Raw genomic sequence first — 26,997 nt, 5'->3', positions numbered from 1 at the left:
TTTAAACTTCAATTTGTTCCATAAGAACATTTCCCATTTTTTTTATTTTGTTGTTCGCATCAAAGCTGACATCAAAAATAAATGGTTGGCCCCTTCTTATATTTCTATATATATGAATATCAGTTTCTGGTAGAGGTATATTTTCTAAATCATACCAACTTACCCAATTGAGTCTACCTTCGATTGTATTCATGGTTTCTAATTCGGGTAGGCTTTTAAAAGACGAATAGTATATAAAATTAACCCAATTGTGTTCATTAGGGGAACTTTCGACCATAATTCCGAATAGCTTGAAAGATTTTAAATTTATGCCTGTTTCTTCGTTAACTTCACGTATTAAACCTTCACTAGGAGCCTCATAAGCATTTAACTTTCCTCCAATTGGACAGAATTTACCCCTGTGTGGATTATTAGCCCTTTCTATAAGTAATAACTTGGAATTATACTCTATTACGCAATTCACAGAAATGTGCTTAAATCCGGAGGCTAATAGTTTTTTTTCAAAAAAGTTCATGTAATCAAATAATAATCATTAAAACATCAAATAATATCCAGAGTCCAACACCAAGTAAAAGTAGACTGTATATGATGTTGAGCTTCTGCTGGTGGTGATTACCTGCAACGGTTGATAATAACTTACCACCAACTCCCCAGCTAGCATTTGCTAAAAGTCCTAATACAATAAAGGTTGCAATAATAATTATCACCCCGGTTGACGAGGATTCTGTGGTAAGACCAACAGAAAATACCAAAGCCAAAGAGACAAATAACTTTCCATTGAGTGCATTTAAAATAAAACCATCTTTGAATGTGAAATGGTTTTCATTTTTAGTTGCTTTATCGCCTTCAATCGGTGAAGTGAAAAGCTTATAACTCAGATAAATTATATAAACAGCCCCCAAAATTGAGACAAGGTTTATATAAAGGATAAACTCTTTTATGAATTCTTTTAATACAAACCCTGTCAACAGGGTATATATAATAATGGGAACCCATAGGCCAAGAAAAACAGGCAATGTGCCTTTAATGCCTTGTCGGGTGACGCTAGTGGCCATCAAAATATTGGCAGGTCCGGCACTAAAGTGCAGTCCAATCAATAGTACAAAAGTTTCCCAAAAGTGTATCGTGTTCATAGAATAATCTCTAGCAGAAGCATAATTATAGTAGAATAGGTATCGTCATGCTTTGTAAAAATTCGACATGAAGTAAGAGAAAATATTTAGTATTGTGCGTGTCAAACCGCTTGAGTATTTAATACCATCCATGTGTCTTTTAGCAATTTAAAGGAGAAAATACATGGAAGATGACAACATTGAATTGTTGGGTAATAGTGAATCATCACCACTAGCAGAATTAATGATTCAGATCAACGGCTTTATATCGATTGAAGATGCTGAGATAATAACTACACTGGATAAGACGACTCAATATCGTCAAAGACGAAAGGGGCAATTTCCAGAGCCGGTAGAGTTAACGTCTTCTGAAAGAAGAAAAGCTTATCGGGTAGAGGATATTATTAAGTGGTTGAAATCCCCAACTACATACAAAAAAAGAGACAAACTAGATAATAAGGCTTATAAAAAATGCGAATAGAATTTCTAGAGATTGAGAATTTCAGAAAGTTAAAATCGTGCAGAATTAGCTTTTCCGAAAAAGAAACAATTTTTGTTGGTGCAAATAATAGCGGTAAGACATCAGCTATGGATGCACTAATAACTTTTTTAAAAGATAAATCTAGATTTAAAACGAAAGATATTACACTAAGCAATTGGGGTGAAATCAATGCAATTGGAAATTCTTGGGTAAAACAAGATGAGGAAGATGAGCCAAATTTATCGATAGATAAATGGCGAAATCTACTCCCTAAAATGGATATCTGGTTACATGTTGAAGACGATGAAATCCATCATGTCAATGAATTGATTCCCACATTGAAATGGAGAGGTGGACTATTAGGAGTTAGATTAATTTATGAGCCAAAAGATCTGGAAAAGTTCTTCAAAGACTTTCGTTCTAATTATCTAAAAGCTAAAGAGACTAAAGAGGCTTCGCAGAAAAAGTTGAAACTATGGCCGTATTCAATGTGGGATTTTTTGGAAAAGAAAAAATTTGAAAGTCTATTTACCATAAAAGCCTATAAACTAAATCCTGGTGCTATTGAGGAACCGGATCAAGGAGTAGCTCAGTTACAATCAATTCAAGAGGATATGGAACCAATAGAGGGAAATCCTTTTCATGGTTTGATTAAGATTGATATAGTCAATGCTCAAAGAGGATTTTCCGACCCTAATGATACTTTTGCAAATTATGGGAGTCTTTCCAAACAATTACGGGATTATTTTTCAAAACATTTAAACCCTACTGATCAACCAACAGAATCAGATCTTAAAGCCTTGGAAGCTATTGAAGAAGCTAAAGATGTTTTTGATGAAACTCTTAAAACTAGCTTTCACAAATCCCTTGATGAACTAGAAGGATTAAATTATCCAGGTTTCGGGAACCCAAGTATTACTATATCTACTCTGATAAAACCAATTGATTCTTTAGATCATAATTCTGCTGTACAATTTAGTTTGCTTAAAGAGGGGGAACAAGATGATGATCCTCTTAGTTTACCAGAAGTCTACAATGGGTTAGGTTACCAGAATCTTATTTCGATGGTATTTAAACTCATACGTTTTAGAGACGAATGGATGAAAACCGGTAAAGCAGAGACTACAGAGTTTGATACTGCAGATGAAATAACCTATGAACCATTACATTTAGTCTTAGTTGAAGAGCCTGAAGCTCACCTTCATGCCCAGGTTCAGCAAGTCTTTATAAGGAAGGCTTTTGAGGTGCTCCGAAATGATGAGAATTTGGGTAAAAAAACACAGTTTTCAACTCAATTAATTGTCAGCACTCACTCAAACCATATTGCTCATGAAAGTGATTTTGGAGCACTGAGATATTTTAAAAGAATACTTGCTAAAGATGAAAAATCAGTTCCTACTTCAGTCGTAATTGATATTTCAAGGGCATTTGGAACTGAAGACGAAACAAGAAAATTTGCTGTTAGGTATTTAAAGACTACACATTGTGATTTGTTTTTTGCGGATGCCGTCATAATGGTTGAGGGGTCTGCTGAGAAAATGCTTCTGCCACACTTTATTGAACAAAATTTCCCAAACTTGAATACTAGCTATATTTCATTGTTAGAAATTGGTGGAAGTCATGCCCACAGACTGAGACCTCTTATAGAAAATCTCGGGATAATAACATTGATTATTACAGATTTGGATGCCTCTAAAGATGGAAGTGCTGTTGTCCCAAAAGTAGGTGACGGTCAGATAACAGGTAATAAAACCATTAAAGATTGGCTGCCAAAAAAAGAAGGACTTGATGATTTGATTGAACTTGAACAAGAAGCTAAACTATCTGATGATAAAAAAATCATGGCTGCTTTTCAGGTACCTGTAAGTATCAAATTAAATGAAGATGCTCAAAAAGTGGTTCCCTATACTTTCGAAGATGCTTTAGCCTATGAAAATATTGATTTATTCAATTCACTGGATGGAGTTGGTCTAATTACAAAATTTAAAGAAGCTTTTAAGTTAGATGATTTGGAAGAATGTGCGACACAATTGTTTAAAGACTTACGAAAAGGGCAAAAAGCTAAGTTAGCTCTTGATCTGCTTTTTTTGAAAGACCCATCGGAACTGAGGGTTCCTGAGTACATCAAAGTTGGATTGAAGTGGCTTGAAGAGGAATTGAATAATCAGAAATTTATGACTGACAAAGTAATAGCAGATGGGGCCGATGAAAACGATTAAAGAAGATATTCCAAAGTTAGATAAAGAGTTATATGGTTTTTTGAATCTCAATGCACCAAAAAGCTTTTTTCTTTTTTCCGGTGCTGGGTCTGGTAAGACAAGGTCGCTAGTAAATGTCCTAAAAAAGATAAAAGAAGAGTCTAAAAAAAAGCTTTCTTTAAGAGGCCAAAGAGTAGCGGTTATTACCTATACAAATGCCGCTTGTGATGAAATCATAGCCCGTCTTGAACATGATAATCTATTTTTTGTTCGAACTATTCACAGCTTTTCTTGGGAGCTAATCAAGCCTTACCAAGATGATATGCGAGATTGGCTTGAAACAGATACAAAAAAAAGAATACATGAGATTGAAGAGAAGCATAAAAATGGCCGGGCAGGTACTCAAGCACATGCTAATAGAATCAAGAAATTAGAATCCAAAAGTAAAAGACTGGAAAATTTATCTCATATTAGAAAGTTTACCTACAACCCGAATGGAGATAATTACTCAAGAGAATCAGTCAATCATAGTGAAGTGATTTTAATGTGCTCAGATTTTCTATCTGAAAATGACACTATGAAGGAAATTTTAGTTCAAAAATTTCCAATCCTGTTAATTGATGAGAGTCAGGATACCAATAAGCATCTAATAAACGCCTTATTTGAAGTCCAACAAGAAAAAAAAGAGAAGTTTTCTCTAGGGCTTTTTGGAGATATGATGCAACGAATTTACGCCGATGGTAAAGAAAACCTAGGAAGAGACTTACCGGAGGATTGGGAAAAGCCTAGTAAAGTTATAAATCATAGATCACCCAAGAGAGTCATCAGATTGATCAACAAAATCAGAAGTTATGATGATGAACATAAACAAGAGCCACGAGATGATAAGCCAGAAGGATATGCAAGATTATTTATAGTCAAAGGAACTGATGATAAGGAAAAGACAGAAGCAGATATTAGAAAAAGAATGGCCGAAGAAACGGGTGATAAATTGTGGTTTGGAGAGGGTTCAGATGTTAAATCATTAATTTTAGAACATCATATGGCAGCAAGTAGAATGGGTTTTTTAGAACTATTCGAGCCATTATATAAGAACTCCCGACTTTCAACGAGTTTACTTGATGGATCAATGCCTGAGATGAGATTCTTAACCAATGTAATATTGCCAATAGTTGTAGCTTATAGGAAAGGTGATGAATTTACGATTTCAAAAATAATTACAAGGAATTCACCCTTTTTGTCGAAAGAGAATCTAAAAGACAAAGATAAGCAAATTGAGTTATTGGAAAATGTTGACGAAAAAACTGAATCATTATTGAGATTATGGGACAATAATAATGATCCTATAATCGCAGAAATACTTAAAGAACTAAAGGAGTCAGAATTACTGACTATCCCAGATCTTTTAGAAAAGTCATTAGATTGGAGTTTAGACAGCAATGATGTAGCTGATGAATATGAAAATGTTGATACAATAATTTCTTTCAAGGAAGCAATCGAAGCACCATTTTCACAAGTTGAGAAATATCATTTATACATAAATGATGAAGCTACATTTGGCACGCATCAAGGTGTTAAAGGTTTAGAATATCCAAGGGTTATGGTAATCATGGATGATGAAGAATCTAGAGGATTTCTGTTCAGCTATGAAAAATTATTCGCAGCTAAAGCGCCGACAAAAACAGATAAAAAAAATCGTGAAGAAGGAAAGGAGACCAGTATTCAGAGAACGAGAAGACTTTTTTATGTGACTTGTAGTAGAGCTGAGGAAAGTTTAGCTGTTGTAGCTTATACAGCTAATCCTGACGCTGTTCATGATTTTGTTATTAATGAAGGTTGGTTTGAGGACGAAGAAGTTATTCTGATATAGTAAAATTAGTTTCTTCAAAAAAGGGCTATAGTTTTACCAGTTGTAGGATTAAAATCTATAGCGATATTTTTATAAGGCACTTTTGCTTTTGCTCTAAAGTAGGCCCATCTCCATAAAGCGGACGGTTAAACTTATGTCCCATTAGTTCTGCTTGCATCCGATCATTAACATTAGACCTGGTTAAACGATCCTGAAAGCCATGTCTCAGTGAATACAAACTATGCTTCTTTGATGGGAGTAAGTCGTTATTCCTGAAATATTTGTTCACCAGACTTGAAAAGCTGTCAGGTTTTCCTCGGTATCGTAAAAATCCAGTTGGATATTTTTTTAAAGCTTCCAAAGAACAACCCAGTAAAGGCATTACACGTGTACTTTGTGGTGTTTTAAGGTTACGAAACTTATTCGGGCGAATTAAAACATGAGGTATCTCATAATCTAGTTTGATATCGTCTTCAGAAAGTCCAATAATCTCTGAAGGTCTTGCTCCGGTATTTATAAGAGCAAATACGATATTCTTTGCTTCGTCATTTAAATCACTAAATGCGTTCGGGTGAAGAATTTCTTCTTTGATAAAGGTACTATCAAATGGTTTGCGGAGCTGTTCTTGTCTCTCTTTTAAAGTTAATTTTCTAAATAGCTTCTGGAAGTCTTGCTTGAGGTCATAATGTAAAGCAACTGATTGGATGATATTCTTTAGGTTGATGATCTCCTTATTAACAGTATTTGGACTTCGCCCTTCAGTTTCTATACGTTCTACCCACCAGTTTTTAAATTTAACCAGATGATGTCGTTCGATTTTCTCAATCGGTAAGTCATCGCATATGTTAATGAAGTTCCTGATAGCTTTCTTGCGTGGGTTCTTCCACTTACGAATCTGTTTCTCAGATTTATTGATGAGTTTATCTTTGGATATCGTCCAGAAAGTTTCCAAAGCTTTTGAAACCGTTATTTCGGGGGCTTCGACAGTACCTAAAATGGCACTCCGAATGATAGGATGCTCTTTATTTTCGTCTGCCAAGAGAATACGTTCATATATTTCATTTCTGGAAACTTCAGAAGAAAGGCGTTGAATAGGTAGGTAGTTAAAGCCAATTATTTTTGCTACATCTACGGCTTCATCAAACTTAGATTTAGTATGTGTTTCTTTTGAACTCAAAAGAGACTCCCAGTAACTTTCAATTTCAGCATTGACCTGAACACATTTCCTTTTTGCTAATTCCTTGGAGTCGGTTTTTAGGGAGAGTTTGAAAAACTTAGAATCCACAAGATCCGAAACGGCGTTCGGTACTCGTCTGTAATAATAATATCTATTTCCACGCTTCATCAGGTATTGCATTCTACTCTCCTTTGTAACCCAAAATGTAACCCATTTTGTAACCCAGTTAGAGTATACACAACGCACCACTAGTGTCCACTGAAATGATAAAAATTATCTATTTCAATGGTTTGCGGTCTTTTTGATGTGTGAAAATTTGAAATTAATGGTGCCCCGTACGAGATTGAAACTGGAATTTTTAGCATTATAAAGCATTGAAATAATTATGTTATTTGTGAAGTTGGAAATTTTTGTATCCCAGTATGTAACCCAGTTTGTAACCCAGTTTTTGATTTTTTAAGAAGCTACTTGGTGAGCAAAGTTTATAAGACTTTTTTGTTTTTTCAGGGATTCAAATTCGTGGTTCACTCTTTCAAAAAGTGGTAAGTATTTTTCGCCTTCTTCTACAACTAGCTTCGCAACTATCTTTTGGCATTTTTCAGCCAATTCTAATGTGACATCTGAATCACTGATAGGAGCACATCGCTTGGGGATATGCTCTAATCTATAAATATGTTTAAGACATAACTCTTCCATAACTACTCCATTTTCGGGAATGTTATGGAATTAAACGAAGGTGTGCTACGCACAAATTTAGAGGAAAAGCGAACTTTATTTAGAAAAAGAATACACCGTAATAGTGGATAGCTTTTGCAAAAAAGTGCATAAACTGATTTCATGAAAAAAGAATTACATGGTTACTCATGTCAAACATTTAAAAGTCTGCATAATCCACCCGATATTTTAAATATCTAGATAAATGTTATCTATGTAGCAATACATCCAGTTTTCGTTAAATTTAAGTGATTTAACTAAAGGGTGTTTACTTCTATGATGATGCTTGAAGGAATGTTTGTTCTTTGAAGAATTACAACAACCAACATAACCACAAACCATACATAATCTAAGCTGAACCCAACTATCTCCTTTGTCAAGACAATCTTGACAACTGAAATATCAGTTTCTTCTATGTTTATCTTGTTTGTTTGTGAACAAATCATGATTGACAGCTTCCATTTAGTATTTGATGTTTAACTTTTTAAGAAATTCTTCTAGCCTTTTATAACTCAATTTACCCCTAAACTTTTTACCATTTGCGAAGAATGTAGGTGTATCACTTACTCCCAGATTTATACCACTTTTAAGTTGCTTATAGACACGCTCTCAAAATTTTCTTTGATCTAAGTCCTCACTGAAAAGTTTTATATCTAAGCCTACATCATTTGCAAGTCCAGTGAGTCTTGATTTGTTTAGGTTTTGGTAATTGTCGAATAGCAAATCGTGCATTTCCCAAAATAATCCTTGAGACCCAGCTGCTAAGGCAGCTTCAGCACTTAACTGAGCATTAGGATGCTTTTTTAAAGGAAAATTTCTGATGGTAAATCGTATTGAAAAATTAGTATTTCGCATTAATATTAAGGCTAACCTATATCCAAGTTGGCTAAAAGGGCATTCATAATCTCCATATTCCACTAATTGTAGTATGGCGCCTTTTTCACCTTTCGAGTAATCTGTATCTCCTATTTTCACTGTCAATTCTTTCATATCTGAGCGTCGAACTCTAATCTTATGGAGGTATGAGAGATATCAAGATTATTATCTGTACTTAATTCCGCTAGCTTTTGCCCGGCCTGCATAATAGGTAAACATACAGCATTAGCTCCTGCTCCCTGAAGTAATTGAAATTCATCATACTTCATGGTTAGTGTATTTATTTCCCCAGAATAACCGTATTTACGCAGCAGTTTTGTTGCTAAGATTTTAGGATCAGCATTAGTTATGGTTAGAATTACAGCTTTTATTGGTTGCATATTCACATTTTTCCAAAGCTCAGGATCTTGAGCATCTCCATAAACAACCCTTCGACCATCTTGAATATTTGCCTCAATACGTCCTGGGTCAATATCTAAGCCTACTGCATGTAAATTCTTCTCTTTGAGATAATCGTATGCGGCTTTTCCTGCACTACCCATGCCTACTACCAAAAATTGAGCACCTCCTAAAGAAATAACTTGTTGATCTGGGTGTTTAACATCTCTTTCAAATTTTAAAAGCTTCTTTTCCCATCTTTCCCAAATCTGTTCAACTCTTGTAATTATAGGTGCATTTAAAGCATATGAAGCTGACACCAAAAGTGCGAATAAGACAACAATGGAGTTTGGAATAAAACCAGTACTAGCAGCTGCTACTCCTGCTATCAATATAAACTCACTATAAGATGACAAGGATATTGCACTCATAAATGCTGTTCGGGCACGTAATTTGAACGCAATAAATAAGGCAAAAAATAGAATTGCTTTTACCGGAAGAAGCAGGATTACTGTAACAAAAAAGGTTAACTCATTCATTGATGGTAAGCCTGCTAAACCCACCTCCAAAAAAAAGCCAACCAAGAATGCTTCCTTCAAACCCCATAGCTTTTTTGAAAGATCTTCAGTTTCCTTGTGACCAGCTATTAATGCACCAGCCGTAAGTGCTCCCAGTTCTGACGATAAACCAAGAAAATCAAAAATTATGCTTCCTCCTATAGCAAGCAAAAGGCCATATAAAAGTAATAACTCATCTACTTTGCTAAGTTGTAATGCTTTAATAAGAATAGGTCTTAATAAAGGAAGAGCTATTAATGAAAATACCCAAATCGATGGGGTCCTACCCGCAGTTATTGCAAGAAGAGATATTGCAATTATATCTTGCATTATAAGAATTCCAATTGCCACCCTTCCATGATAAGCTCCGAGTTCGCCCCGACTCTCCAATGATTTTGCCGTGATGACCGTGCTTGAAAATCCTAATAAAACAGCAATAATTACTGAGCTTGTAAAAGTATATCTAAAACCCAATGCAATCATAAAGAAAACAAAACTAGATATAAGAAGATGGAGGGCACCCACCCCGATAACCTCAGCTCGCCAGAGGTTCTTAAATCTTAAATGTAATCCAACAGTAAATAATAGAAATAGCACGCCAAGGTGACCTATTTCATTAAGTGTTTCTCCACCACTATAACCCAAAATCGAAAGTAGAAAACCGGCTCCTAAATAGCCGACTAAAGGAGGAAGTCGTATAATCGATACGACCATCCCTAATATATATGCTAATCCAATCGATAGAATTTCCATTTAGTTATCAGACCTAAAGCAATATTGAAGCTGATGAAGTCATCAAGCAATATTCCTTCACCTATTGTATAAAAGATAATTTCCTGTCTGAACTCCTTGCTTGTGAAGACGGTGGCCATAAATTACTTGGGATGATTCCCAAGCTTTTATTGCACTACTAATATCACCTGAATTTTCAACTAATGAGTTTTCAAGAAGTAATGCATTTATTGCAGCTTTGGCGGTACTTGCTGCAGTGTGTGGCCTTGGCGTAAATGCTGCATCACCTACTAGTATTACGCGATTATAAACCATCTTTGATACTGTTACATCAACAATGGCCTGAGCGAATGGTTCTTGTGTTGCTTTTATAGTCTCGCTAAACTGTGGGGGTAATAAAAGGTCAGCCTCTTCATTAATATGCTGCTTCCACTCATCTTTCATAGACCCTTCTGGCAAAGAAAACTTTCTTTGATAGTTGTTCTTATCAGTCATAATACTGGGGAGTTGGTCATGTTCATCAACCACCCGATACCATACCCAGTTATAGTACCTAGAGCCTTTGGATACATTATTGTTGTCACCAGGAACTAAATAACCAAGTACATGGGAATGTTTATTATTTGCAAACCCAAATTGTCCGACTAACCACTTTTGCGCTACCTCTGGCAGTTCTTTTTCGCGAATTAAACCGCGCCAAGCTATATAACCTGAATATAAAGGTTTAACATCTGGATTGACTATTTCACGAACAGTTGACTGAAAACCATCACACCCAAATAGAAAATGTCCAGTTTTCATCGTTCCATCTTCAAAAAAAGCTTGTACTGAATCTTGATCTTGTTTTAAATCAATAAGTCTTTTTCCTTTAAAGTAGTTTTCTTCTCCAAAAGCCTTTTTTATTCTGGAATATATAAGGCTCCAAGAAGTTTGTGTTTGAGGTATATGTTTGAGAGATCTTACACTGCCATCAGGATTAAATACAATCCGGTCTTTAGAATCTACTCCTAAGTCAAATCCTAGTTTAATTCCAACTCTTTGAAATAGTTGAAGTATATCCGGTTGCAGTACAATACCACCACCTCGACTATCTAAATCATGCTCTGATCTTTCATAGATTTCTATTTCCCATCCAATATTTTTGAGAAGTGTACCCAAAAAAAGACCACTCAAAGACCCACCGATAATAATCCCCTTTGGCTGTTCCATTATTATCGTACCAATTTATTCGTTTCTGAGTTCTTTGCAGTTTTTGTAATAAGTTGTTCATAAATTCTTTGCGGTTGTGCACCATAGGTTGATTGACCATTGATCTCTATATGAGGCACGCCTTTTATTCCGAGCGAGTTTGCTTTTTTTTCTTGTGCAGCTACCTCTTCTTTTCCCTCATTGCTATTCAGAAAATTAATAAGCTTGTCTTTTTTGAATCCTAATGGTGAAATTATATCAGCAAGCACTTCTGTTTGGCCAATATCACGCCCATCCGTAAAGTACCCTGAAAAAATTGCACCAAGAGCTTTTAATTGTTCTGCTTTTCTTTCTTGTTGTATATACCAAATAAGGCGGTGTGCTTTGTTAGTGTTGGGTGTTACTGTAATTTTCTCAAAATTAAAATTTGTGTCATCTTCAGTAGATGCTAATATTACCTTTTTGTCTAAAAGTATTGAATTTTCCCAACTGCCAAATTTTTGGCTTCTATAAATTTTCCTATTTAAACCTTTTGTACTTAGGGTTGGATTTAATTCATATGGTTGTGCTATTATTTCAAATGAAATAGTCTTAGTGAGTTTTTTTATTATATGAGAAAGTCTTCTCTCTGCTACAAAGCACCACGGGCAGATGAAGTCGGATGTAATTTGAATAGTTACTTGGCTCATTTTAAACCTTATATGTTCGTTTCTGTAAACTTACATTATTTTATAAATTACAACAATACCAAATATATGATATACTTAATTGCAAAAAACGCAACAATAGATGGATAAGCTTTCAGCTCTTCATGCATTTGTTAATGTTGTCGAATCATCTGGCTTCTCTTCGGCTGCACGAAAGGAAGGGGTTGCTACGTCTACAATTACAAGACTAGTAAACCAATTGGAGGAAGAATTAGATGTTACGCTTTTCAACCGGACAACAAGAGAAGTTTCACTAACAGCTGCAGGAGAAATTTACTATCCTCAAGCAAAGAGAATTTTGCAAGAGATCATAGAGGCAGATTATCACGTCAAAAACCTGGATTCTATTCCTAGAGGTGAATTAAAACTATATATGCCAGTTGCAATCGGGAGACTATGTATAGCACCTGTACTTTGCCATTTCCTAGATGAATACCCAGATATTCAAATAGAAGCCCGACTTACAGATGAACCAGTAAATCTGGTAAAGAGCAATGCTGATGTAGTCGTTATGATTAATGAGAACATTACATCTGATCTAAAAGGCACTAAACTTGCAGAACAGAAATTTCAATTAGTTGGATCACCAAAATATTTTGCAGATCATCCAGCACCTAATTCTGCGGAAGACATACAAAATCATAACTGTTTAATCTTTTCTAGTGAAAATGGGTGTGAAGAGTGGTTTATCAAGAAAAAAAATAAAAATCATAAAATTGAGATTAAGGGCTCCTTTCAAGTAAATAATGCAGAAGTCATATTAGAGGCAGCTGAACATGGTCTTGGCATTGCTTTATTACCAGATTGGCTTATCAAACCAAGTTTAGAAAAAAAGAAACTAACAACAGTTATGTCGGATCATGTTTTTCATAAAGGTCGTGAAGATTCGTGCATTTATGCGGTCTACTTAGAAAACAGAAAAAGCTTGAAAAAGGTTGAAGTGTTTCTTGATTTCCTAAATGAATTATTTTCAAAATTTGGTCACTAATAAGCTTCTTGAAGATATTTGTGTATGAAAGTTACCGCCATAGCTCCTTCACCAACTGCGGACGCAACACGCTTGATTGAACCATGACGCACATCACCAGCAGCAAATGATCCAGGTACACTTGTTTCTAAAAAGTATGGTTCTCGGTCTAGAGGCCAAATTTTAGTAAAGTTCTCATCTTTTAGTAATTGAGTACCTGTAATAAGATAATTTTTTTCATTTCTAATGATCTTTGTTTCTTTTGCCCATTCTGTGTGAGGTTTTCCCCCTATACAAATAAAGATACGCGATGCGTTAAAAATTTCTGTCGAGTCATCATTATTGTTTAAGATAGTAATTTCTTTAAGAGTTTTATCACCATCAACTTCAACTAACTCTGTATTTGTGAGAACTTTAATGTTACTCGTATTTTCAATCTTTTCGATCAAATAATGTGAAAGGGTAGAAGAAAGTGAATCGCCACGAACTAACATTACGACTTTACTCGCATACTCTGACATATTCATGGCTGCTTGACCAGCTGAATTCCCTCCACCGATGACAAATACAGTTTGACCTGAACACATTGGCGCCTCGCTGGCTCCTGACCCATAAAAAATTCCCGCACCTAGAAATTTATCCTCATTGGCTATATTTAATCGCTGATATTCAACTCCAGTCGCGCAGATGTTTGTTTTAGCAATAATCTTTCCGCCATCTGCTAAGTCAGCATGAATTTTTCCATCAATAAATTCTGCATGAACACCTTCTCTTAGAAGTAGAATCTCACAGCCAAATTTTACTGCTTGTTGACGGGCACGTTCTGCAAGATCAGCTCCGCTAATACCCGAAGGAAAGCCTAGAAAATTTTCAATAAGTGAGCTACTTCCAGCTTGGCCACCGACTGCGTTCCTTTCTATTACAATAGTTTTTAATCCTTCGGAGGCAGCGTAAACAGCTGCGCTTAATCCAGCAGGACCAGCACCATAGATTGATACATCGTATTCTTCATACTTGGGTTTGGAGATCCACCCTAGGCGATCAGCGACCTCTCTTAAAGAAGGTGTATACAAACGTGTTCCATCAGGGAATATACATATAGGTAAAAGACGGTCACTGATTGAGGAAATACCAGCAAACTTTTTTGCCTCTTCATCATTATTAATTTCAATCCATTCAAAATTAACAACACTACGCTTTAAGAAATCACGTAACTCATAGCTTTTTTGAGAATGTGCCCTTCCAATTAATTGTAATTTATTGGATGGTGTACTGTTTTGTTTTAGAAGATTCATTTTACTGCCTTTGCGTTTTATAAAAAAGTATATTAAAAAATTATACTACCTTTTTAAATTACGCAAATAAAAACTCTCTTGTAGAGCTGAGAAAAGTGGCTAAATTTCTATTTCTTTATGTTTATGAACCTTAACCAATTGAAATGGAAATTTTAAGTGTTCATAGTTATTCTTGATCCAATTCTTTTGAACATCAGATAAACTATCGCCGGTGGATTTTACTTCTAAAAAAATGAAGTCATTATCTTTAAAAGCTAATAAATCAGGCCAGCCAACGTAATTTCCCCAATAATCGGAGACTAAATACCTCAAGATTTTTAGAATAGTAGACGTAGGAAGTACGTTAAGCAATTCTTTTGCTCTAATTAAATCAGTCTCTTTGTGTGCCCATAAGTACTGCCTAAAGTTATAGCTATGTTGGCTCCAATACCTGAATAACCAATCTAAATCCGATTGTTCCTGCTCTAGCTCGCTAATATGTTTATTAATTGCATTTTTCCGCCGTTCATAATAGCCAGAGGTGCCAAAATCTTCTGGTAAAAATGTATGAATTAGGACTTTCTCACCATTCTTTTCAAATGCATTTCTATCTCCGAAACCAACCATGCGGTTTTTAGGATCTACTGGATCTTGAATCAAAATCCACATGAACACTCCAAAAAGAGCGTGCAATGGTCTGCTCTCGAGGAAGAGGCTATCATAACCATCTTCCCTAAACTTAAGCCTTACATAATCTTCGACAGTAACTGGTTCATCTTTATATTGAACTTTAGATTTCTCATGTTTAGATGATTTTATGTAAGTGCCTTTAAAGTTTAATACATCAATATTATACTTCTCTATAACCTCGGGCTCTGTAAGCTCATTATATTCATATTTAGGGTTCTCTTTATGAAGCTTTTTAATTTCTTTTAGAGCCTTATTTTTTGCTTTTTTATATAGCTCCTGCACCTCTTCAGAGGTATCCAATATTGGATCTACTGTTCCTCTTGACGATAGCCTTTCAAAAATTTCAAGTTGCTTGAAGTGAAGCTCTCTCCAGTAGTAGCGTTTGATTTTTGAGGTAGCACCATACATTTCTGCTTTTGGATACACTTCTGGTTTTAAGCCTCTACATTCTCGGCAGATATTTTTTTGAAACCCAAGAGAGACTGGTATTCTTTTTTGATTTTTTAATTCAGTACCCTCTGAAAGTTGATGACTGAGATATTTAAGGCCAATTTTTTTGTCACAGTCGCACATCATAACTTCTTCGCAATCCAGACACTGATATTTACGAATTAACTCGTATGGATTAAGACACGTTAAGTTTTTATGACTACAGTTTTTCAAGGTGTTACCTACTACATTTAGTCTTCAAAAATCACTTTCAATTCATTATCAAGTCCAAGGATGTGTTCTAGTATAGTTATAGAATGTGTAAGTAAAATAGAGTCTCGGGAAGGATCTTCTATTGGACCATAGGGGAACTTACCACCATGAAAGAGATTATTACAAACTCTTCTGATTGATAGAGTGATACTACCTAGCTCTTTTTATTTGCAAATGGAGCGTCTTCCCAATCTAATTTACCATTCTTTAAGCGAACCTGTTGTTTCGCCAAAATCATCTAATGCCGAGAGAATGGGACCTAATGATTTCCCCTTTTCTGATAGGTTATAATATACTTCAGGCGGGAATCCGTTGAGTTCATACCTTATTATCAAGTCATGGGCTTCCATTTGTCTTAGATGCTCAGAAAGTACTTTTTTAGAAACTTTTGGCATAGAACGCCAAAGTTCGTTAAACCGGAACTCGCCTTGATGAAATAGAAAATAAAGGATTAATGGTTTCCATTTCCCCGATATCATATCAAGTGCTTTATTTAGTCCGCAATTTTCAAAGTCTTTGTAGTTCATTTTCATCATTTTTTTTAAAAACTAAGTTACATCAAAGTAACCCTCTTGGTAAGTATGCTATACTCCGATAAGTTTAGTCAAATTTTAATAAGAGGATATAATATTTCAATTAGTATGGAATTACAATTATGGCGCAACGCAACCTTGCAACTTGATATTCAAGATCTAACGATTCTTATAGATCCAATGCTTGGTAAAAAAGGATCATTTGGAGCTTTTCCATGGACTAGTGATAAGCGCAAAAACCCTATCATTGATTTACCATTTGGGATAGATGATCTAAAGAAGAAACTTCTAAGCATTGATATGGTCTTTGTTTCTCATCTTCATCCAGACCATTTAGATGAAACAGCAATTAAACTAATAAATAAAAGTACAGCAGTAATATGCCCTAAAGTAATATCTGAACCAATATCTTCATATGGATTTTCAAATATTATTGAACTGGAAGATAAACTTACTTTAGATAAAACAGTTCTTCATTTGACCGAGGGTAAACATGGAGAAGGCAAGATCCAAGAAAAAATGGGTCAAGTCAATGGATTAGTTATTCAGTATCAGGACAGAAATATATATATAGCAGGTGATACAATATGGTGTTCAGAAGTTAAAAAAAACATAGATATTCATAAACCAGATCATATTATATTTGCAGGGGGTGCGGCAACTTTTTCGATTGGTGAACCAGTAACAATGACGGCTACGGATATCAAAGAGCTTGCAAGTTATTCAAAAAACTCGACTATTTGGATAACACATTTAGAAGCGGTAAGTCCATGTGTAGAAGACCGTGAATTTCTAAATGTTTTTTTAAAAGAAAACAACTTAAGTAAGCAATGTAAGATCCTTAATGATGGAGAAAAAGTTAAGTTGTTTACTCAATGAGAAATACCCAAATAAAATTTATCCAGAAAATAAATTGATAAAATGAATATGGAGACTGAATCCAAAAGATTGATTTTGCGACCTCTGAACTTAAATGATGCCAATTTTATATTCGAATTGGTGAATTCAGACGGGTGGCTAAGGTTTATAGGGGATAGAAATGTCAAAAGCCAGAAGGATGCAGAAAATTATATTCTAAATATACTTGATAGAGAAGATACCTATTACACAGTTTTCGAATAAAAAAAGACAACAAAAGCCATTGGTATCGTTACTTTTATGAAACGAGAAGAGGAGGAGTTCCCTGATATTGGATTTGCACTATTACCCAAATATGAAAGAAATGGTTATACGCTAGAGGCATGCAGAGCTTATTTAAAAAAAATAAAATCAGAAATCCCAAACACCATCATTGCATTTACCTCACCAGAAAATGAGAAATCAATTAAGTTGCTTGCAAGTCTTGGTCTCACCTATGTAGGTGATCGTAAGAAGGGTAATGAAATGCTCTCATATTACAGCATGAATGTAGAAAACAGTTAATTTATCTTTTTGATCCTATACCAATTAAACTATTGTATTAACAATGGAGCTTATCGATGAGTAAATATAGAGAGGCAGTTCATATCAGCTTTAATGATGCTTCAAAATTAGGACCTGTTCAAGATGGTGATTTAGCAATATCGGTCTTCAGCCATGGTACAATGGAAGCAGAATTTTATGCCCCTGATAAGATTGACAGTCAATCACCACATTCCAAAGATGAAATTTATTTTGTTGCTCGTGGGAAAGGAGAGTTTTTCAACGGAAAAGAACGAATAAAAATCTCACCTGGATCATTAATTTTTGTACCCGCAGGGACGGTGCACCGTTTTGAAAATTTTAGTAAAGACCTCGCAGTTTGGGTCATTTTCTATGGACCAGATGGCGGTGAGTAAATTATGTCAACTATATAGTAAAAGAGGATTATAAAAATGAATGTAAACGATATAAGAAATCTCTACGAATATCATTATTGGTCGAATGAAAAGATATTTAAAGAAGTCGCAAAACTTACAAATCAGGAATTTACACAATCAATAGCAGGTGGGCATTCGTCAATAAGAAATACCCTTGTTCATCTATTAAGTGCAGAATGGGGATGGCTTGACCGTTGTGGTGGATATAAAAGAGGACCTAGTTTAAAGGCTGATGATTATCCAATATTCAAGCCCCTCTTGGACGATTGGAATATGGTCAAAGAGCATATGTATACTTTTTTATCTCAATTAGATGACAAAAAAATCAATAACTATGCTGAATATTCAGGCAAAGAAAGTAAGACGCGTTCAATGCCTATCGGAGAGTTACTCCATCACGTAATCATTCATGGCGTTCATCATCGTGGACAGCTTGCAATACTTTTAAGGGAACTAGGTAAGCCTACCGAAAGCTTTGATATACTTTTTTATTATGCTGAAAAACATGGAGTTGAAGCTTGGTAAAGGCACAAGCTGATATTTTCAATCAGGTACAAAACAGAAAATTGACAATAAGTTGTAGAAACCACATGACTATGCGTTTCTATTAGATTGGGAATGAATATATTAAAGGTAAATATAAAGCTTTTTATAACGTCATAATTCAACATTATGTCACTACAATCATATAAAATCACGGTCGAAGGTGTTGCTGAGCTTCATAATGTTTCTTGTGTTTTAGAGTTTATTAATATCGTGCCAATGAAGCCGGTCTCATCCAAAAAATGGGAGGGCAGTGTTACTGATATAGAAGTAAATGAAAAACTCGATTATAAAATTATTATTTCAGCAACAGGGAGAGTCAAATTTGACTACGAAATTCTTAATACCAAAGTAGAAGAAAAGGTTAAATCAGATACTGACTATACAAATAGAAATATTCCAAACGGCGCAATTGTAAATGGAAACTGTAAAGCTGAATAAGATGAAATGGTCATATATATCAATCATTATCCTATTATTGAGTACTAATGTTTTTGCCCAAAATAGTTTTTTTGAAGACTCGAAAGGGGAGGGAGCATTTAAAATTAATGACAATGTTATTTCGATAAATTCTGCTGAACAGTCAATTAAACTTAACTATTTCAGACCTATAGTTAGGGAAAAATACTTCCCCAATAAATTTGGAATCACAGTTAATGCAATTGCAAACTCTGGTGTAAGTACACTTTTCAACGAGGGTAGTTTGGACCCTACAGGTGAGATTTCATTTTACTATACAGCCTATGGTAAAAATGAACCAAAACATAAAATCAATGAAAGATTTGATTACTTTATTTTTTCTGGTGGACTTAAACTTGAATCAGTTTCACTGATTGACACTACTAATTTTGGAAAAGGTTCATTTGATGAAAAAACCCCAGGGTTCTCACTAGAAGTAGCTTACAATAGAGTGGGCTATCTATTTAAAAGGGAAAATAGTGATGGCAAAGATATATGGGAAAATACTCTCTTTGGAGTGAGTGTGTCTTACGATTTGGGAGATAATGCCGATGAAGTTAGTCAGAGTGAATATATATTAACTAACATAATCGAAAGTTCTGCTACGCAAACAATTACCGAAAAAAAGGATTTGAAAGGATTAATCAGTGACGATTACATGAGTAGTAGAGGTATCTTTAATTTAAATATGGATGCAGGTATACTACCATCAGTATTTTCTCATCGTCTATTATTTTCTGGGCATTACAGAGGCAAGGCCATTGAAGATCAAAAATACATTAGTAATATGGGGTTAGGAGTTTATTTAACCCATAAAGATGCAAGTACAAAAATACTTGGTGGTCTTAACTTTATGATCGAGGATTTTTTTGGAATTGAAACGAATAATTCAATCTCAAAACGACTTGGCATAAGCATAGTAGCCGGATTTAATATTTGATATAATTACTCACTAATTCAAATACAGTATACTTTCAGCGCATATAAGGGAGATATTTAGCAGCTACAGACCAAGCTATTCCAAAAATCATCAGGGAAAAAGCCTCAGCCCAAAATAACAATTTATATTTCCAGACAAGATTAGGGGATATAAGATTGGTAATTGCGTAACTTACCATTATCAAAATAATTGCCCACCCGCAAAATAAATAAGTTCTACGACGCCTCTTCATGGCGCTAATTTTGGTATCACCTTGCCTACTATTATCTATTTTTTCTTGAACTCCCTTTGCAAAAGGGGAGAGACAAAAATAGGCCAAAATGGAAAACATAATTATGGCTGCGACAGCATGGATATCACCAGTCAAAGAGTCGTTTCCTCTAATTTCATCAGTTGGAAATATAGCTACTCCGAGTGCTGCAAAAGCGGCTAAAGAGCTTGCCAAGTTCTCTTTTTTTGTATGGCCTTTGTAAGCTATTAAGAATGCACAAACAAAAAATAGAATCCCTACAAAGAAGTCTATCGCAGGTGTATAGTAGGAATGACTAATAGATGATAACTCAAATAGTTTGTCTGACCTGAAAAATACAATAATTGGTAATGCAAATGCTACAGCACCAATTGCACCTCTTAAAAAGCGATAATCAAAAGAGATACCTTCGTTTTTTTGGCCTAAATAATCTATTAAATCTTGATATAACTGTCTCATAAATTAATCCAATAAAGGCGAAATCCATGATGAGTTGCTCATCGCTTCAAGCTGGTTTTCTTCTATATTCTCAAGTTCCCAAAAGAAATCCAAACCACTCCTTTCCTCGATTTCATCAATCGTAACCAAGCTATCTATAGGAGAAACATTTCGAGGAGTGTCTTGATCAAATATAAATGCCGCAGTATCGAATTGATTATCTGCTTTGGGTACAATAATTATTTTCCAGTAACCACTTGGGACTTTTGCGCTTTCATCTGCACGAGGCATAGTCTCCATTTCTCTCTCATACAATGTGCCCGTGTAAACTATAATATAATTAGAAAGTTTGTGTGTGGTTATGATATCTCGTTCGAATCTTTCTAGAACTTTCCAGGGCCCCTGATTTAAGTTTGTTTTTTGTGGTGTAATATTGGATAAGTAATTAGTCTCAAAGTAGTTTTGATTCCCGTCCAATGAACCAAGAGGTGCTAGATGCCCACGATCCGTTTTTAGAATAGCATGAGCATCGTCATAATCATCTTTTTCCAGTGTTTCGCTTTCATGTAACCAAGGATCTGATTTCCAATTTCTAGGCATATCATTTCCAGACATAGTAAGTGTATCAATACGGTAGGCAACCCAGTCTGCAAACTTCGTTTCATCATTATTACTCAAACTGTAAAGATCTCGGATAATCAAGTCATTGCTTTCTGGTGTACCAGCTGGGTAGCCCTTAAAAAAGTGTTTAGTATGAATTTCTTGGTATTGCCCTAAAACTGTACTACTTGAAATCAGCCATAGTGCTAAAACTCCTAATATTTGTTTCATATTACTGGATTTTAGTTATGGTTCGTATAAGTAAGAGGGATTTAGAAGGTATTCCTTACAATAAAAATTAAATTATTTTCCTAATCACCACATACTTGTGCGTTTTTTTAAGTGATCGACTCTGTTAATCCTTTTCTGCATCGGTTTCTCGGATCGCGTCAATTTATCCAAATCGACTCGATGTCAATACGCTGGCCCGCTTAAACGTGTGGCTCATGACATCTCGTCTCTAACTTTGGATTGGTCATTTCTCGATTTCGAAACCAATAACAGAAAAGGAGTTTATTATGAAATCAGTCGATCAAACTAAAAAACCTACACACACTGTCTATACCGTATCCGGTGAAGGTGATAATGCCATCTGGAATAAAGTTGGTGTTGCTTGGACTCACAAAGATCAGAAAGGTTTAAATCAAAGTATCAATTTACTTGGATTAGAAACCAAGTTGGTTGTCCGTGAAAACAAAGATGAACAGGAGAGAGCCTAGTGCTCTCTTCCTTTTTCAAGAAAGGATAATTCAATGAATATACCTCGTGTTTATGTAGCCTGTTTAGCCTCATACAATAACGGCATACTTCATGGTTCATGGATTGATTGTGCTAATGATCCGGAGGATATTGAAACAGATATCCAACAGATGCTTAAAGCCTCACCGATTGAAATGGCTGAAGAGTGGCAAATCCATGACTATGAATATTTCTGTGGTTTTGATCCAAGTGGCTATCTGCCAGAAAAGCTCAGTCAATTTGCACTGTTCATTGAAGAATATGAGCGTCTTGGTGCAGAGCTTTTAGATATTCATGATGATATTGATAAGGCGAAAGAGGTGCTGGAAGATAACTATCTTGGTTGCTATGAAAGCTTATCAGACTATGCTGAAGAGCTAACATCTGGATGCTATGATATTCCCCAATGCCTGGAATATTATATTGATTACAAATCAATGGCAAGAGATATGGAACTCAATGGTGAATTCTATTCCATTCAAACAAAACATGATGAACACCATTTATTCATCAATTAATATAAAGCCCGGGAAACCGGGCTTTATAATTCATCTAGTTCAAGAGATTTAACTTCATTCAGCATTAAATTCACCTCTGCAAATAAAAAAAGAAGTATTTGACCCGTTACACTAGCAACAGGGCTAAAAACGTTCCAAAGCTCTAATAGGTCTTCTTTTAAACGGATTAAAAAATCGCGAAAATCACGAATAAATTGACTGAATTTTTCAATAGCTTTATCGTAAAACTCTTTCCCTTTCGCTCGTAAATCTTCACTGAAAAAGAGGCTACCTAATAATGTAATTAAGAGTAGTGCCCACATCTCTTTTGGTACATTTGCAGCAGAATTCACTATAAGACTAAATAATGCCATAATTGCTTTCAGCATATCTTTCAAAATCTCTATCAAGATTTCAAAAATAAATGCTATAACCTGATAGATTGATTTTAAAGTAATAGCTCCTGTCCCAATTAGTCCCAAAGAGGCAACACCTTGACTAAAACTTGCCATAACTTTGCCAGCATCTTTCATCTCCCAAACTACTACATCATTCTGGTGCTGGAATATCTTGTCTAATGACAATATTGCTTGGCCTTTTATGTCCAATGCAAGAGCTAAGTATGGTACATCATCTTCATCGATATCTCCAATTTTTCTTTGTGCACTGATCCAATTATCAACAAAATAGGCCTCTTTAATCACAACTCTTTCTAATACGTATTCAGCTAAAACGCATGCTTCCTCATATTGATCAGAAAAATACTTATCGACTTTGTCGTAAAGTTCCTCTTTTAATTTAGGTGGAGCATAAGCTGTGATAAAAATGGAGTTCAAAAGACGATAAATAAATGAATCTTCAAGTTTTTTATCACTACTGAGGATTCCGCGCATTTGAGCAATAACAAAGTTATTGTCAATAATAACTGATGCATTGAGTCGACCAATGCCCTGAATTGAAATGAAGTTTCCCTGAATTTCTTTTTTAACCTTGTTTTTTACATCCATTCCGATGTTTTGGGTTAATTCTTTCCATTCCTTACTTATACCGGGGAATTTTTCTTCTAGTCTTAACTGAGCTTGTTCTCTTAGCTCTTCATCTGAAATGTTTTTTTGTTCCATACTTTATTATTGAATTCATATAGTTAGAGCGATTTCAATACAATTCCTTACAAAAAATCTTTGTGCGTATTCAAATAAATGCCTTTGTGTCATATTCACCTTCCATTCACAAACAAAGGAGTGAAATATGTCTGACAAAGGACAAAGTAAACAACCAACGCACAATGTCTATTTTATCAAAGAAAGCAAAGATGGTGAGCAGTTTTGGGAAAAGGTTGGAGCTGCTTGGACACACAAAGATGACAATGGTATGACCCAGGTAATTGAATTCTTTGGATTCAATGTTGAACTGGTTGTGCGTCAAGTTGATGAGCAAACCAATCAGGGTACTAAATCAGTAAATAGTAAAGCAATGACCCCATGAGTTATTCAGCGGATCATATACTGAGAAAGGCCAAATTTTCTCAAAAATAAATTAAAGCCATTGTCCGAGTCATTGAGGCTCGGACTAATGGTTTTTTGGATATTGAAGATTTAGAAACAGCTTTAGCAAAACTGGAAGTAAGAATTTTAAATAGGGTATACATCGGATTTATGGCACAAACGGGGATAATAGTTGCGATCCTTTTTGGCTAAAACTAATTATACTTTCTTATCTCGTCTTTTTTAAGTTTTTTATAGCAAAAAAAATGCTATGAATAAATTTAAAGGTAAAATAGCATTAGTTACTGGGGGAACGAGTAAAATTGGGGAAAAAATTTGTGTTGACTTAAAGAATCAAGGGTGTAAAGTTTACTTTACATACAATCAAAATAAACAGAAAGCGGAGTCTTTAATAGAGGATTACAATTTATCAGCAATTCAAGCAAATTTTTTACTTGAAAGTAATATAAGAGAAGTCTTTAAAGTCATTTATGATGAATCTGGAAAATTAGATTTTTTAGTCAATAATGCCTCATATTCCTCGGAAAAACTCTGGAACATAAAACCTACTAAAATCTCATTAGATCAATGGGAAAAATGTCTTAAAATAGATTTAACGGCTGTTTTTCTATGCTCTAAATTCTCAATTCCATTGATGGAAAAAGATGGAGGAGCAATTGTAAATTTCTCCTCGAGCGGTTCAATGAGGGGTGATGCAGATACATTTATTTATAATTCTGCTAAAGTAGGGGTTGTAGGGTTGACGAAATCATTAGCGCGAGCATTAGCTCCAAATATTAGAGCCAATGTTATTGCACCAGGTTCCATAAAAACAGATTGGATTGAGGGGTGGAAGTTATCTGATAGTGAAAAAAAGAATTTACAAGCTGTTAAAAAGATGATGAAAAGATTAGGAAAGCCAAAAGAAGTATCGGATTTGGTACAATTCTTATTATCAAATAATTCTTCATACATAACTGGACAACTAATTTATATTGATGGAGGAATTTCAGCATGAACAGTAAAGCAATTATACTTTTTTCGGGTGGGCTTGATTCTACAATTGCATTAGCGTGGGCTCTAGAAAGGTATGGTGAAGTAATTTGTCTCTCTTATTTATTTCCAGAAAGACCTAAAAAGGAAATTTTGGCAGCCCAAAAAATTTGCCACGCTTATGGGGTTAAGTTATTGGAAATCGAACTACCATTTATAAAATCATTTAGGCAAATAAAATATGGTGATGGAAATGTATATGGTAGTTCAGATTCATATATCCCAATGAGAAATTTAATTTTTTATTCGATTGCAGCACATTATGCAGATATTTTACATGCGAAAAAAATAATTGGGGGGCACTTAAAATCAGATAGTAAGGTCCATGCTGATGCAAGCTATAATTTTTTTAGAATACTAGAGAACGCATGCAGAGTTTCTTTTTCTACAAGCTTTCTTAAAGAAGAAAGGATAAAAAGTGAAGTCGAAATAATCATGCCATTAATTCATATGTCTGATCAAGAGGCTGTTGAATTAGGAATTAAAGTAAATGCCCCAATTGATAAATCATGGAGTTGTTGGATTGATAGGAATGATCCCTGCAACGAATGTATATCATGTTTAGATAGAAAAAGGGCTTTAGAGGAATTTCAACAAAAATAAAGGGGAAAAATGTCAGATTACGAATACTTTTATGAAAATAAAGAAGCAAATTTTGGCCCACCGTTACAGAAAGAAGTACAAGGTGGTGCACATTTAACTTTTGATATTATATTACACAATAGAAGAAATATTTTTGGCCTAAGATTACCTGATGGATTACATGGGGCAAAAAAAAATGGTCTTTATTTTCCTCATGGGTTGATAAGATTTGGAGAATCAGCTTTTCAATGTGCTAATCGGCTTACCAAGAAATATGCTAGCATTAAATTGGAGGGTATTCAATTCCAAAATTTTGTGAGTTGGGCAGATGATAATAATCACTGGCATATGTGTCTAAATATATTAGCTGAAGTTGAAGATAAGCCCAAGACATCTGATCTGGTTTCCGAAATTGTTGCATTTAATAAAACTAATATCCCAGATGAATTTCCCTGGTGGGAAACAAGTCAGCTAGGTGATGTATTTGATTTACTTCATAAATTATATGACTAAAAATTCTGGATTTTGAAAAACTACTTTTACTTACTTCTTATAATTAATGTTCTTGTGAGTGTTGCGCTACCTATTCTTTTAGGCAATGAATTAGCAAGTCAGCCTTACTTTAATAGTATAATTTTTGGCTTAATTATTTTTATCGTGGTAAGTCTAATAGAAATACTCATAATGTTGAACCTGAAAGAAGTTGAGAGAAAAGAACTAATAAAAATAGAGAGGATCGAAAATGAAATTTCTAGAATTTTACATAATGTTCGAGCTTTATTTATCAACAATAGAATTGTAAATAAAAAGGGAAGTATACTGAATGAATATTTTATAAAAAAAATTAATGGATTAGAGCAAGAACTAAATTCTGTAGTTGCTTCAGGAGAAATTGAAATTAATCATGAGCATCTTTATTTGAGTGATATATTATTAGATTCATTCAATGGTTCTAGTCAAGACTTTATAAGAATTGTACATAGGCTTAAGTATAATTCAGAGTTATTAAATGTACATGAAAAACAATGGTTACGAAAAGTCGATGAGAGTGTAAAAAATAAGAAAGTAAAAAAGGTAAGTCGGTTATTTGTATATGAAAATGAAGTAGAGCTAATGAGTGAGATTAGTAAAAAAATTATTGCAGCTCATAGTAATACAAGAAAATATGAATTCCGGGTTATAGGAGCTACTGAGTTTGAAAGGTTGATGTCGGACTATGGCTTCAATAACGATTGTATTGACTTTGGTATCTACAGTAATAAGACAGTATATAAAACAATTGAATATGACGAAGAAAGAAACCTTAAAGGAATTTACATTAGTAAAGAGGATTCTATAGAAAAATACCGCAATTTATTTGAAAAATGTTGGGCAAATGGTCATACTCTTGAAAATAAAGACCTACCAGACATAAATATTAATGACTTATTAAATTATTAA

The 26,997-nt window shown here is 34.6% G+C and carries 30 protein-coding genes and 2 pseudogenes; 17 read left to right on the top strand and 15 right to left on the bottom strand.

What is annotated here, in order from left to right:
* Position 1: 1 nt before the first annotated feature.
* Together RIB15_RS08520 and RIB15_RS08515 are read right to left on the bottom strand one after the other, a co-directional pair.
* Positions 2 to 514 carry an NUDIX domain-containing protein gene (locus RIB15_RS08520; RefSeq protein ID WP_350201722.1) on the bottom strand — a complete coding sequence of 171 codons (513 nt, stop codon included), beginning with the start codon at positions 512 to 514 and terminating at the stop codon, positions 2 to 4.
* A 4-nt stretch (positions 515 to 518) separates the two neighbouring features.
* Positions 519 to 1,133, bottom strand: a complete 615-nt coding sequence (locus tag RIB15_RS08515; protein WP_350201721.1) for a LysE family translocator — start codon at positions 1,131 to 1,133, stop codon at positions 519 to 521.
* Positions 1,134 to 1,296: 163 nt separating this feature from the next.
* Here RIB15_RS08515 and RIB15_RS08510 point away from each other — a divergent pair, with 163 nt between their 5' ends.
* Genes RIB15_RS08510 through RIB15_RS08500 form a run of 3 tightly spaced genes read left to right on the top strand, consistent with a single transcriptional unit; the run spans position 1,297 to position 5,661 of the window.
* Positions 1,297 to 1,593, top strand: coding sequence for a helix-turn-helix transcriptional regulator (locus RIB15_RS08510; RefSeq protein ID WP_350201720.1), 297 nt, complete (start codon positions 1,297 to 1,299; stop codon positions 1,591 to 1,593).
* Positions 1,584 to 3,812, top strand: coding sequence for an ATP-dependent endonuclease (locus RIB15_RS08505; RefSeq protein ID WP_350201719.1), 2,229 nt, complete (start codon positions 1,584 to 1,586; stop codon positions 3,810 to 3,812). Before RIB15_RS08510 ends, RIB15_RS08505 begins: the two co-directional genes overlap by 10 nt.
* Complete coding sequence (locus tag RIB15_RS08500; RefSeq protein ID WP_350201718.1) at positions 3,799 to 5,661, top strand: UvrD-helicase domain-containing protein; 1,863 nt, start codon at positions 3,799 to 3,801, stop codon at positions 5,659 to 5,661. The genes RIB15_RS08505 and RIB15_RS08500 overlap by 14 nt, the downstream gene beginning before the upstream one ends.
* Positions 5,662 to 5,716: 55 nt before the next feature.
* Here the strand turns inward: RIB15_RS08500 and RIB15_RS08495 are convergent, their stop codons facing one another.
* From RIB15_RS08495 to RIB15_RS08465, 7 genes and pseudogenes are all read right to left on the bottom strand, one after another.
* Positions 5,717 to 6,997, bottom strand: a complete 1,281-nt coding sequence (locus RIB15_RS08495; protein ID WP_350201717.1) for a site-specific integrase — start codon at positions 6,995 to 6,997, stop codon at positions 5,717 to 5,719.
* Between the two features lie 276 nt (positions 6,998 to 7,273).
* Positions 7,274 to 7,513 (bottom strand): hypothetical protein, encoded by a 240-nt coding sequence (locus tag RIB15_RS08490; RefSeq protein WP_350201716.1) that lies wholly within the window; start codon positions 7,511 to 7,513, stop codon positions 7,274 to 7,276.
* Between the two features lie 207 nt (positions 7,514 to 7,720).
* Positions 7,721 to 7,912, bottom strand: a pseudogene (locus tag RIB15_RS08485) (UBP-type zinc finger domain-containing protein); the annotation flags it as partial.
* 81 nt (positions 7,913 to 7,993) lie between these two features.
* Positions 7,994 to 8,521: pseudogene (locus RIB15_RS08480) on the bottom strand (DsbA family protein).
* Positions 8,518 to 10,095, bottom strand: a complete 1,578-nt coding sequence (locus RIB15_RS08475; protein ID WP_350201714.1) for a cation:proton antiporter domain-containing protein — start codon at positions 10,093 to 10,095, stop codon at positions 8,518 to 8,520. The pseudogene RIB15_RS08480 and the gene RIB15_RS08475 overlap by 4 nt, the downstream one beginning before the upstream one ends.
* Before the next feature lie 57 nt (positions 10,096 to 10,152).
* On the bottom strand, positions 10,153 to 11,283 hold the full coding sequence (locus tag RIB15_RS08470) for an FAD binding domain-containing protein (RefSeq protein ID WP_350201713.1): 1,131 nt from the start codon (positions 11,281 to 11,283) through the stop codon (positions 10,153 to 10,155).
* Positions 11,284 to 11,285: 2 nt separating this feature from the next.
* Complete coding sequence (locus RIB15_RS08465; protein WP_350201712.1) at positions 11,286 to 11,951, bottom strand: DsbA family oxidoreductase; 666 nt, start codon at positions 11,949 to 11,951, stop codon at positions 11,286 to 11,288.
* A gap of 100 nt (positions 11,952 to 12,051) precedes the next feature.
* On the opposite strand from RIB15_RS08465, the gene RIB15_RS08460 reads away from it, so the two are divergent.
* The gene (locus tag RIB15_RS08460) at positions 12,052 to 12,957 is read left to right on the top strand and encodes a LysR family transcriptional regulator (protein ID WP_350201711.1); all 906 of its coding nucleotides are present in this window, start codon (positions 12,052 to 12,054) and stop codon (positions 12,955 to 12,957) included.
* On the opposite strand, the gene RIB15_RS08455 is transcribed toward RIB15_RS08460, so the two are convergent.
* The 3 genes from RIB15_RS08455 to RIB15_RS08445 all read right to left on the bottom strand — a co-directional run bounded on the left by RIB15_RS08455 (position 12,954) and on the right by RIB15_RS08445 (position 16,129).
* Positions 12,954 to 14,231, bottom strand: a complete 1,278-nt coding sequence (locus tag RIB15_RS08455) for an NAD(P)/FAD-dependent oxidoreductase (RefSeq protein ID WP_350201710.1) — start codon at positions 14,229 to 14,231, stop codon at positions 12,954 to 12,956. The genes RIB15_RS08460 and RIB15_RS08455 overlap by 4 nt on opposite strands.
* A 99-nt stretch (positions 14,232 to 14,330) precedes the next feature.
* A complete protein-coding gene (locus RIB15_RS08450; protein ID WP_350201709.1) occupies positions 14,331 to 15,563 on the bottom strand; it encodes a VRR-NUC domain-containing protein in 1,233 nt (410 codons plus the stop codon).
* A gap of 236 nt (positions 15,564 to 15,799) precedes the next feature.
* Positions 15,800 to 16,129, bottom strand: coding sequence for a winged helix-turn-helix transcriptional regulator (locus tag RIB15_RS08445; RefSeq protein WP_350201708.1), 330 nt, complete (start codon positions 16,127 to 16,129; stop codon positions 15,800 to 15,802).
* 114 nt (positions 16,130 to 16,243) lie between these two features.
* On the opposite strand from RIB15_RS08445, the gene RIB15_RS08440 reads away from it, so the two are divergent.
* The 6 genes from RIB15_RS08440 (at position 16,244) to RIB15_RS08415 (ending at position 19,915) form a co-directional block, all read left to right on the top strand.
* The gene (locus RIB15_RS08440; RefSeq protein ID WP_350201707.1) at positions 16,244 to 17,014 is read left to right on the top strand and encodes an MBL fold metallo-hydrolase; all 771 of its coding nucleotides are present in this window, start codon (positions 16,244 to 16,246) and stop codon (positions 17,012 to 17,014) included.
* 261 nt (positions 17,015 to 17,275) lie between these two features.
* Positions 17,276 to 17,557: a GNAT family N-acetyltransferase gene (locus RIB15_RS08435; RefSeq protein ID WP_350202052.1), complete on the top strand. Its 282-nt coding sequence runs from the start codon at positions 17,276 to 17,278 to the stop codon at positions 17,555 to 17,557.
* 56 nt (positions 17,558 to 17,613) lie between these two features.
* The gene (locus RIB15_RS08430) at positions 17,614 to 17,952 is read left to right on the top strand and encodes a cupin domain-containing protein (RefSeq protein ID WP_350201706.1); all 339 of its coding nucleotides are present in this window, start codon (positions 17,614 to 17,616) and stop codon (positions 17,950 to 17,952) included.
* 36 nt (positions 17,953 to 17,988) lie between these two features.
* Positions 17,989 to 18,498, top strand: a complete 510-nt coding sequence (locus RIB15_RS08425; protein WP_350201705.1) for a DinB family protein — start codon at positions 17,989 to 17,991, stop codon at positions 18,496 to 18,498.
* Between the two features lie 147 nt (positions 18,499 to 18,645).
* Complete coding sequence (locus tag RIB15_RS08420; protein ID WP_350201704.1) at positions 18,646 to 18,957, top strand: hypothetical protein; 312 nt, start codon at positions 18,646 to 18,648, stop codon at positions 18,955 to 18,957.
* On the top strand, positions 18,935 to 19,915 hold the full coding sequence (locus RIB15_RS08415; protein WP_350201703.1) for a hypothetical protein: 981 nt from the start codon (positions 18,935 to 18,937) through the stop codon (positions 19,913 to 19,915). Before RIB15_RS08420 ends, RIB15_RS08415 begins: the two co-directional genes overlap by 23 nt.
* Before the next feature lie 34 nt (positions 19,916 to 19,949).
* On the opposite strand, the gene RIB15_RS08410 is transcribed toward RIB15_RS08415, so the two are convergent.
* Positions 19,950 to 20,624, bottom strand: a complete 675-nt coding sequence (locus tag RIB15_RS08410; RefSeq protein WP_350201702.1) for a DUF998 domain-containing protein — start codon at positions 20,622 to 20,624, stop codon at positions 19,950 to 19,952.
* Between the two features lie 3 nt (positions 20,625 to 20,627).
* Positions 20,628 to 21,434 (bottom strand): DNA/RNA non-specific endonuclease, encoded by an 807-nt coding sequence (locus RIB15_RS08405; protein ID WP_350201701.1) that lies wholly within the window; start codon positions 21,432 to 21,434, stop codon positions 20,628 to 20,630.
* A gap of 287 nt (positions 21,435 to 21,721) precedes the next feature.
* Here RIB15_RS08405 and RIB15_RS08400 point away from each other — a divergent pair, with 287 nt between their 5' ends.
* Positions 21,722 to 21,922 carry a hypothetical protein gene (locus tag RIB15_RS08400; protein ID WP_350201700.1) on the top strand — a complete coding sequence of 67 codons (201 nt, stop codon included), beginning with the start codon at positions 21,722 to 21,724 and terminating at the stop codon, positions 21,920 to 21,922.
* A gap of 33 nt (positions 21,923 to 21,955) precedes the next feature.
* Positions 21,956 to 22,459 (top strand): antirestriction protein ArdA, encoded by a 504-nt coding sequence (locus RIB15_RS08395; protein WP_350201699.1) that lies wholly within the window; start codon positions 21,956 to 21,958, stop codon positions 22,457 to 22,459.
* A gap of 23 nt (positions 22,460 to 22,482) precedes the next feature.
* Here RIB15_RS08395 and RIB15_RS08390 read toward each other — a convergent pair whose 3' ends face one another.
* Positions 22,483 to 23,559, bottom strand: coding sequence for a PIN domain-containing protein (locus RIB15_RS08390; RefSeq protein ID WP_350201698.1), 1,077 nt, complete (start codon positions 23,557 to 23,559; stop codon positions 22,483 to 22,485).
* Between the two features lie 127 nt (positions 23,560 to 23,686).
* Between RIB15_RS08390 and RIB15_RS08385 the strand changes: the two genes are divergently transcribed.
* The 5 genes from RIB15_RS08385 to RIB15_RS08365 all read left to right on the top strand — a co-directional run bounded on the left by RIB15_RS08385 (position 23,687) and on the right by RIB15_RS08365 (position 26,997).
* Entirely contained in the window at positions 23,687 to 23,923 is a 237-nt protein-coding gene (locus tag RIB15_RS08385) for a hypothetical protein (RefSeq protein ID WP_350201697.1), read from the top strand.
* 270 nt (positions 23,924 to 24,193) lie between these two features.
* The gene (locus RIB15_RS08380; protein ID WP_350201696.1) at positions 24,194 to 24,940 is read left to right on the top strand and encodes an SDR family NAD(P)-dependent oxidoreductase; all 747 of its coding nucleotides are present in this window, start codon (positions 24,194 to 24,196) and stop codon (positions 24,938 to 24,940) included.
* Complete coding sequence (locus RIB15_RS08375) at positions 24,937 to 25,578, top strand: 7-cyano-7-deazaguanine synthase (protein WP_350201695.1); 642 nt, start codon at positions 24,937 to 24,939, stop codon at positions 25,576 to 25,578. The genes RIB15_RS08380 and RIB15_RS08375 overlap by 4 nt, the downstream gene beginning before the upstream one ends.
* 9 nt (positions 25,579 to 25,587) lie before the next feature.
* Positions 25,588 to 26,070 carry a hypothetical protein gene (locus RIB15_RS08370; protein ID WP_350201694.1) on the top strand — a complete coding sequence of 161 codons (483 nt, stop codon included), beginning with the start codon at positions 25,588 to 25,590 and terminating at the stop codon, positions 26,068 to 26,070.
* A 12-nt stretch (positions 26,071 to 26,082) separates the two neighbouring features.
* Positions 26,083 to 26,997, top strand: a complete 915-nt coding sequence (locus tag RIB15_RS08365; RefSeq protein ID WP_350201693.1) for a hypothetical protein — start codon at positions 26,083 to 26,085, stop codon at positions 26,995 to 26,997.

This window comes from Gracilimonas sp. (assembly GCF_040218225.1).
Classification (GTDB): domain Bacteria; phylum Bacteroidota; class Rhodothermia; order Balneolales; family Balneolaceae; genus Gracilimonas.
Note: the sequence above shows the minus strand (reverse complement) of the source record. Positions and strands in the feature narration are given on the sequence as shown.

Excerpts from the sequence above, each read along its gene's own strand:
- RIB15_RS08520 (WP_350201722.1), bottom strand. The coding sequence starts at position 514 with ATGAACTTTTTTGAAAAAAAACTATTAGCCTCCGGATTTAAGCACATT.
- RIB15_RS08515 (WP_350201721.1), bottom strand. The coding sequence starts at position 1,133 with ATGAACACGATACACTTTTGGGAAACTTTTGTACTATTGATTGGACTG.
- RIB15_RS08510 (WP_350201720.1), top strand. The coding sequence starts at position 1,297 with ATGGAAGATGACAACATTGAATTGTTGGGTAATAGTGAATCATCACCA.
- RIB15_RS08505 (WP_350201719.1), top strand. The coding sequence starts at position 1,584 with ATGCGAATAGAATTTCTAGAGATTGAGAATTTCAGAAAGTTAAAATCG.
- RIB15_RS08500 (WP_350201718.1), top strand. The coding sequence starts at position 3,799 with ATGAAAACGATTAAAGAAGATATTCCAAAGTTAGATAAAGAGTTATAT.
- RIB15_RS08495 (WP_350201717.1), bottom strand. The coding sequence starts at position 6,997 with ATGCAATACCTGATGAAGCGTGGAAATAGATATTATTATTACAGACGA.
- RIB15_RS08490 (WP_350201716.1), bottom strand. The coding sequence starts at position 7,513 with ATGGAAGAGTTATGTCTTAAACATATTTATAGATTAGAGCATATCCCC.
- RIB15_RS08475 (WP_350201714.1), bottom strand. The coding sequence starts at position 10,095 with ATGGAAATTCTATCGATTGGATTAGCATATATATTAGGGATGGTCGTA.
- RIB15_RS08470 (WP_350201713.1), bottom strand. The coding sequence starts at position 11,283 with ATGGAACAGCCAAAGGGGATTATTATCGGTGGGTCTTTGAGTGGTCTT.
- RIB15_RS08465 (WP_350201712.1), bottom strand. The coding sequence starts at position 11,951 with ATGAGCCAAGTAACTATTCAAATTACATCCGACTTCATCTGCCCGTGG.
- RIB15_RS08460 (WP_350201711.1), top strand. The coding sequence starts at position 12,052 with ATGGATAAGCTTTCAGCTCTTCATGCATTTGTTAATGTTGTCGAATCA.
- RIB15_RS08455 (WP_350201710.1), bottom strand. The coding sequence starts at position 14,231 with ATGAATCTTCTAAAACAAAACAGTACACCATCCAATAAATTACAATTA.
- RIB15_RS08445 (WP_350201708.1), bottom strand. The coding sequence starts at position 16,129 with ATGAACTACAAAGACTTTGAAAATTGCGGACTAAATAAAGCACTTGAT.
- RIB15_RS08440 (WP_350201707.1), top strand. The coding sequence starts at position 16,244 with ATGGAATTACAATTATGGCGCAACGCAACCTTGCAACTTGATATTCAA.
- RIB15_RS08430 (WP_350201706.1), top strand. The coding sequence starts at position 17,614 with ATGAGTAAATATAGAGAGGCAGTTCATATCAGCTTTAATGATGCTTCA.
- RIB15_RS08425 (WP_350201705.1), top strand. The coding sequence starts at position 17,989 with ATGAATGTAAACGATATAAGAAATCTCTACGAATATCATTATTGGTCG.
- RIB15_RS08420 (WP_350201704.1), top strand. The coding sequence starts at position 18,646 with ATGTCACTACAATCATATAAAATCACGGTCGAAGGTGTTGCTGAGCTT.
- RIB15_RS08415 (WP_350201703.1), top strand. The coding sequence starts at position 18,935 with ATGGAAACTGTAAAGCTGAATAAGATGAAATGGTCATATATATCAATC.
- RIB15_RS08410 (WP_350201702.1), bottom strand. The coding sequence starts at position 20,624 with ATGAGACAGTTATATCAAGATTTAATAGATTATTTAGGCCAAAAAAAC.
- RIB15_RS08405 (WP_350201701.1), bottom strand. The coding sequence starts at position 21,434 with ATGAAACAAATATTAGGAGTTTTAGCACTATGGCTGATTTCAAGTAGT.
- RIB15_RS08400 (WP_350201700.1), top strand. The coding sequence starts at position 21,722 with ATGAAATCAGTCGATCAAACTAAAAAACCTACACACACTGTCTATACC.
- RIB15_RS08395 (WP_350201699.1), top strand. The coding sequence starts at position 21,956 with ATGAATATACCTCGTGTTTATGTAGCCTGTTTAGCCTCATACAATAAC.
- RIB15_RS08390 (WP_350201698.1), bottom strand. The coding sequence starts at position 23,559 with ATGGAACAAAAAAACATTTCAGATGAAGAGCTAAGAGAACAAGCTCAG.
- RIB15_RS08385 (WP_350201697.1), top strand. The coding sequence starts at position 23,687 with ATGTCTGACAAAGGACAAAGTAAACAACCAACGCACAATGTCTATTTT.
- RIB15_RS08380 (WP_350201696.1), top strand. The coding sequence starts at position 24,194 with ATGAATAAATTTAAAGGTAAAATAGCATTAGTTACTGGGGGAACGAGT.
- RIB15_RS08375 (WP_350201695.1), top strand. The coding sequence starts at position 24,937 with ATGAACAGTAAAGCAATTATACTTTTTTCGGGTGGGCTTGATTCTACA.
- RIB15_RS08370 (WP_350201694.1), top strand. The coding sequence starts at position 25,588 with ATGTCAGATTACGAATACTTTTATGAAAATAAAGAAGCAAATTTTGGC.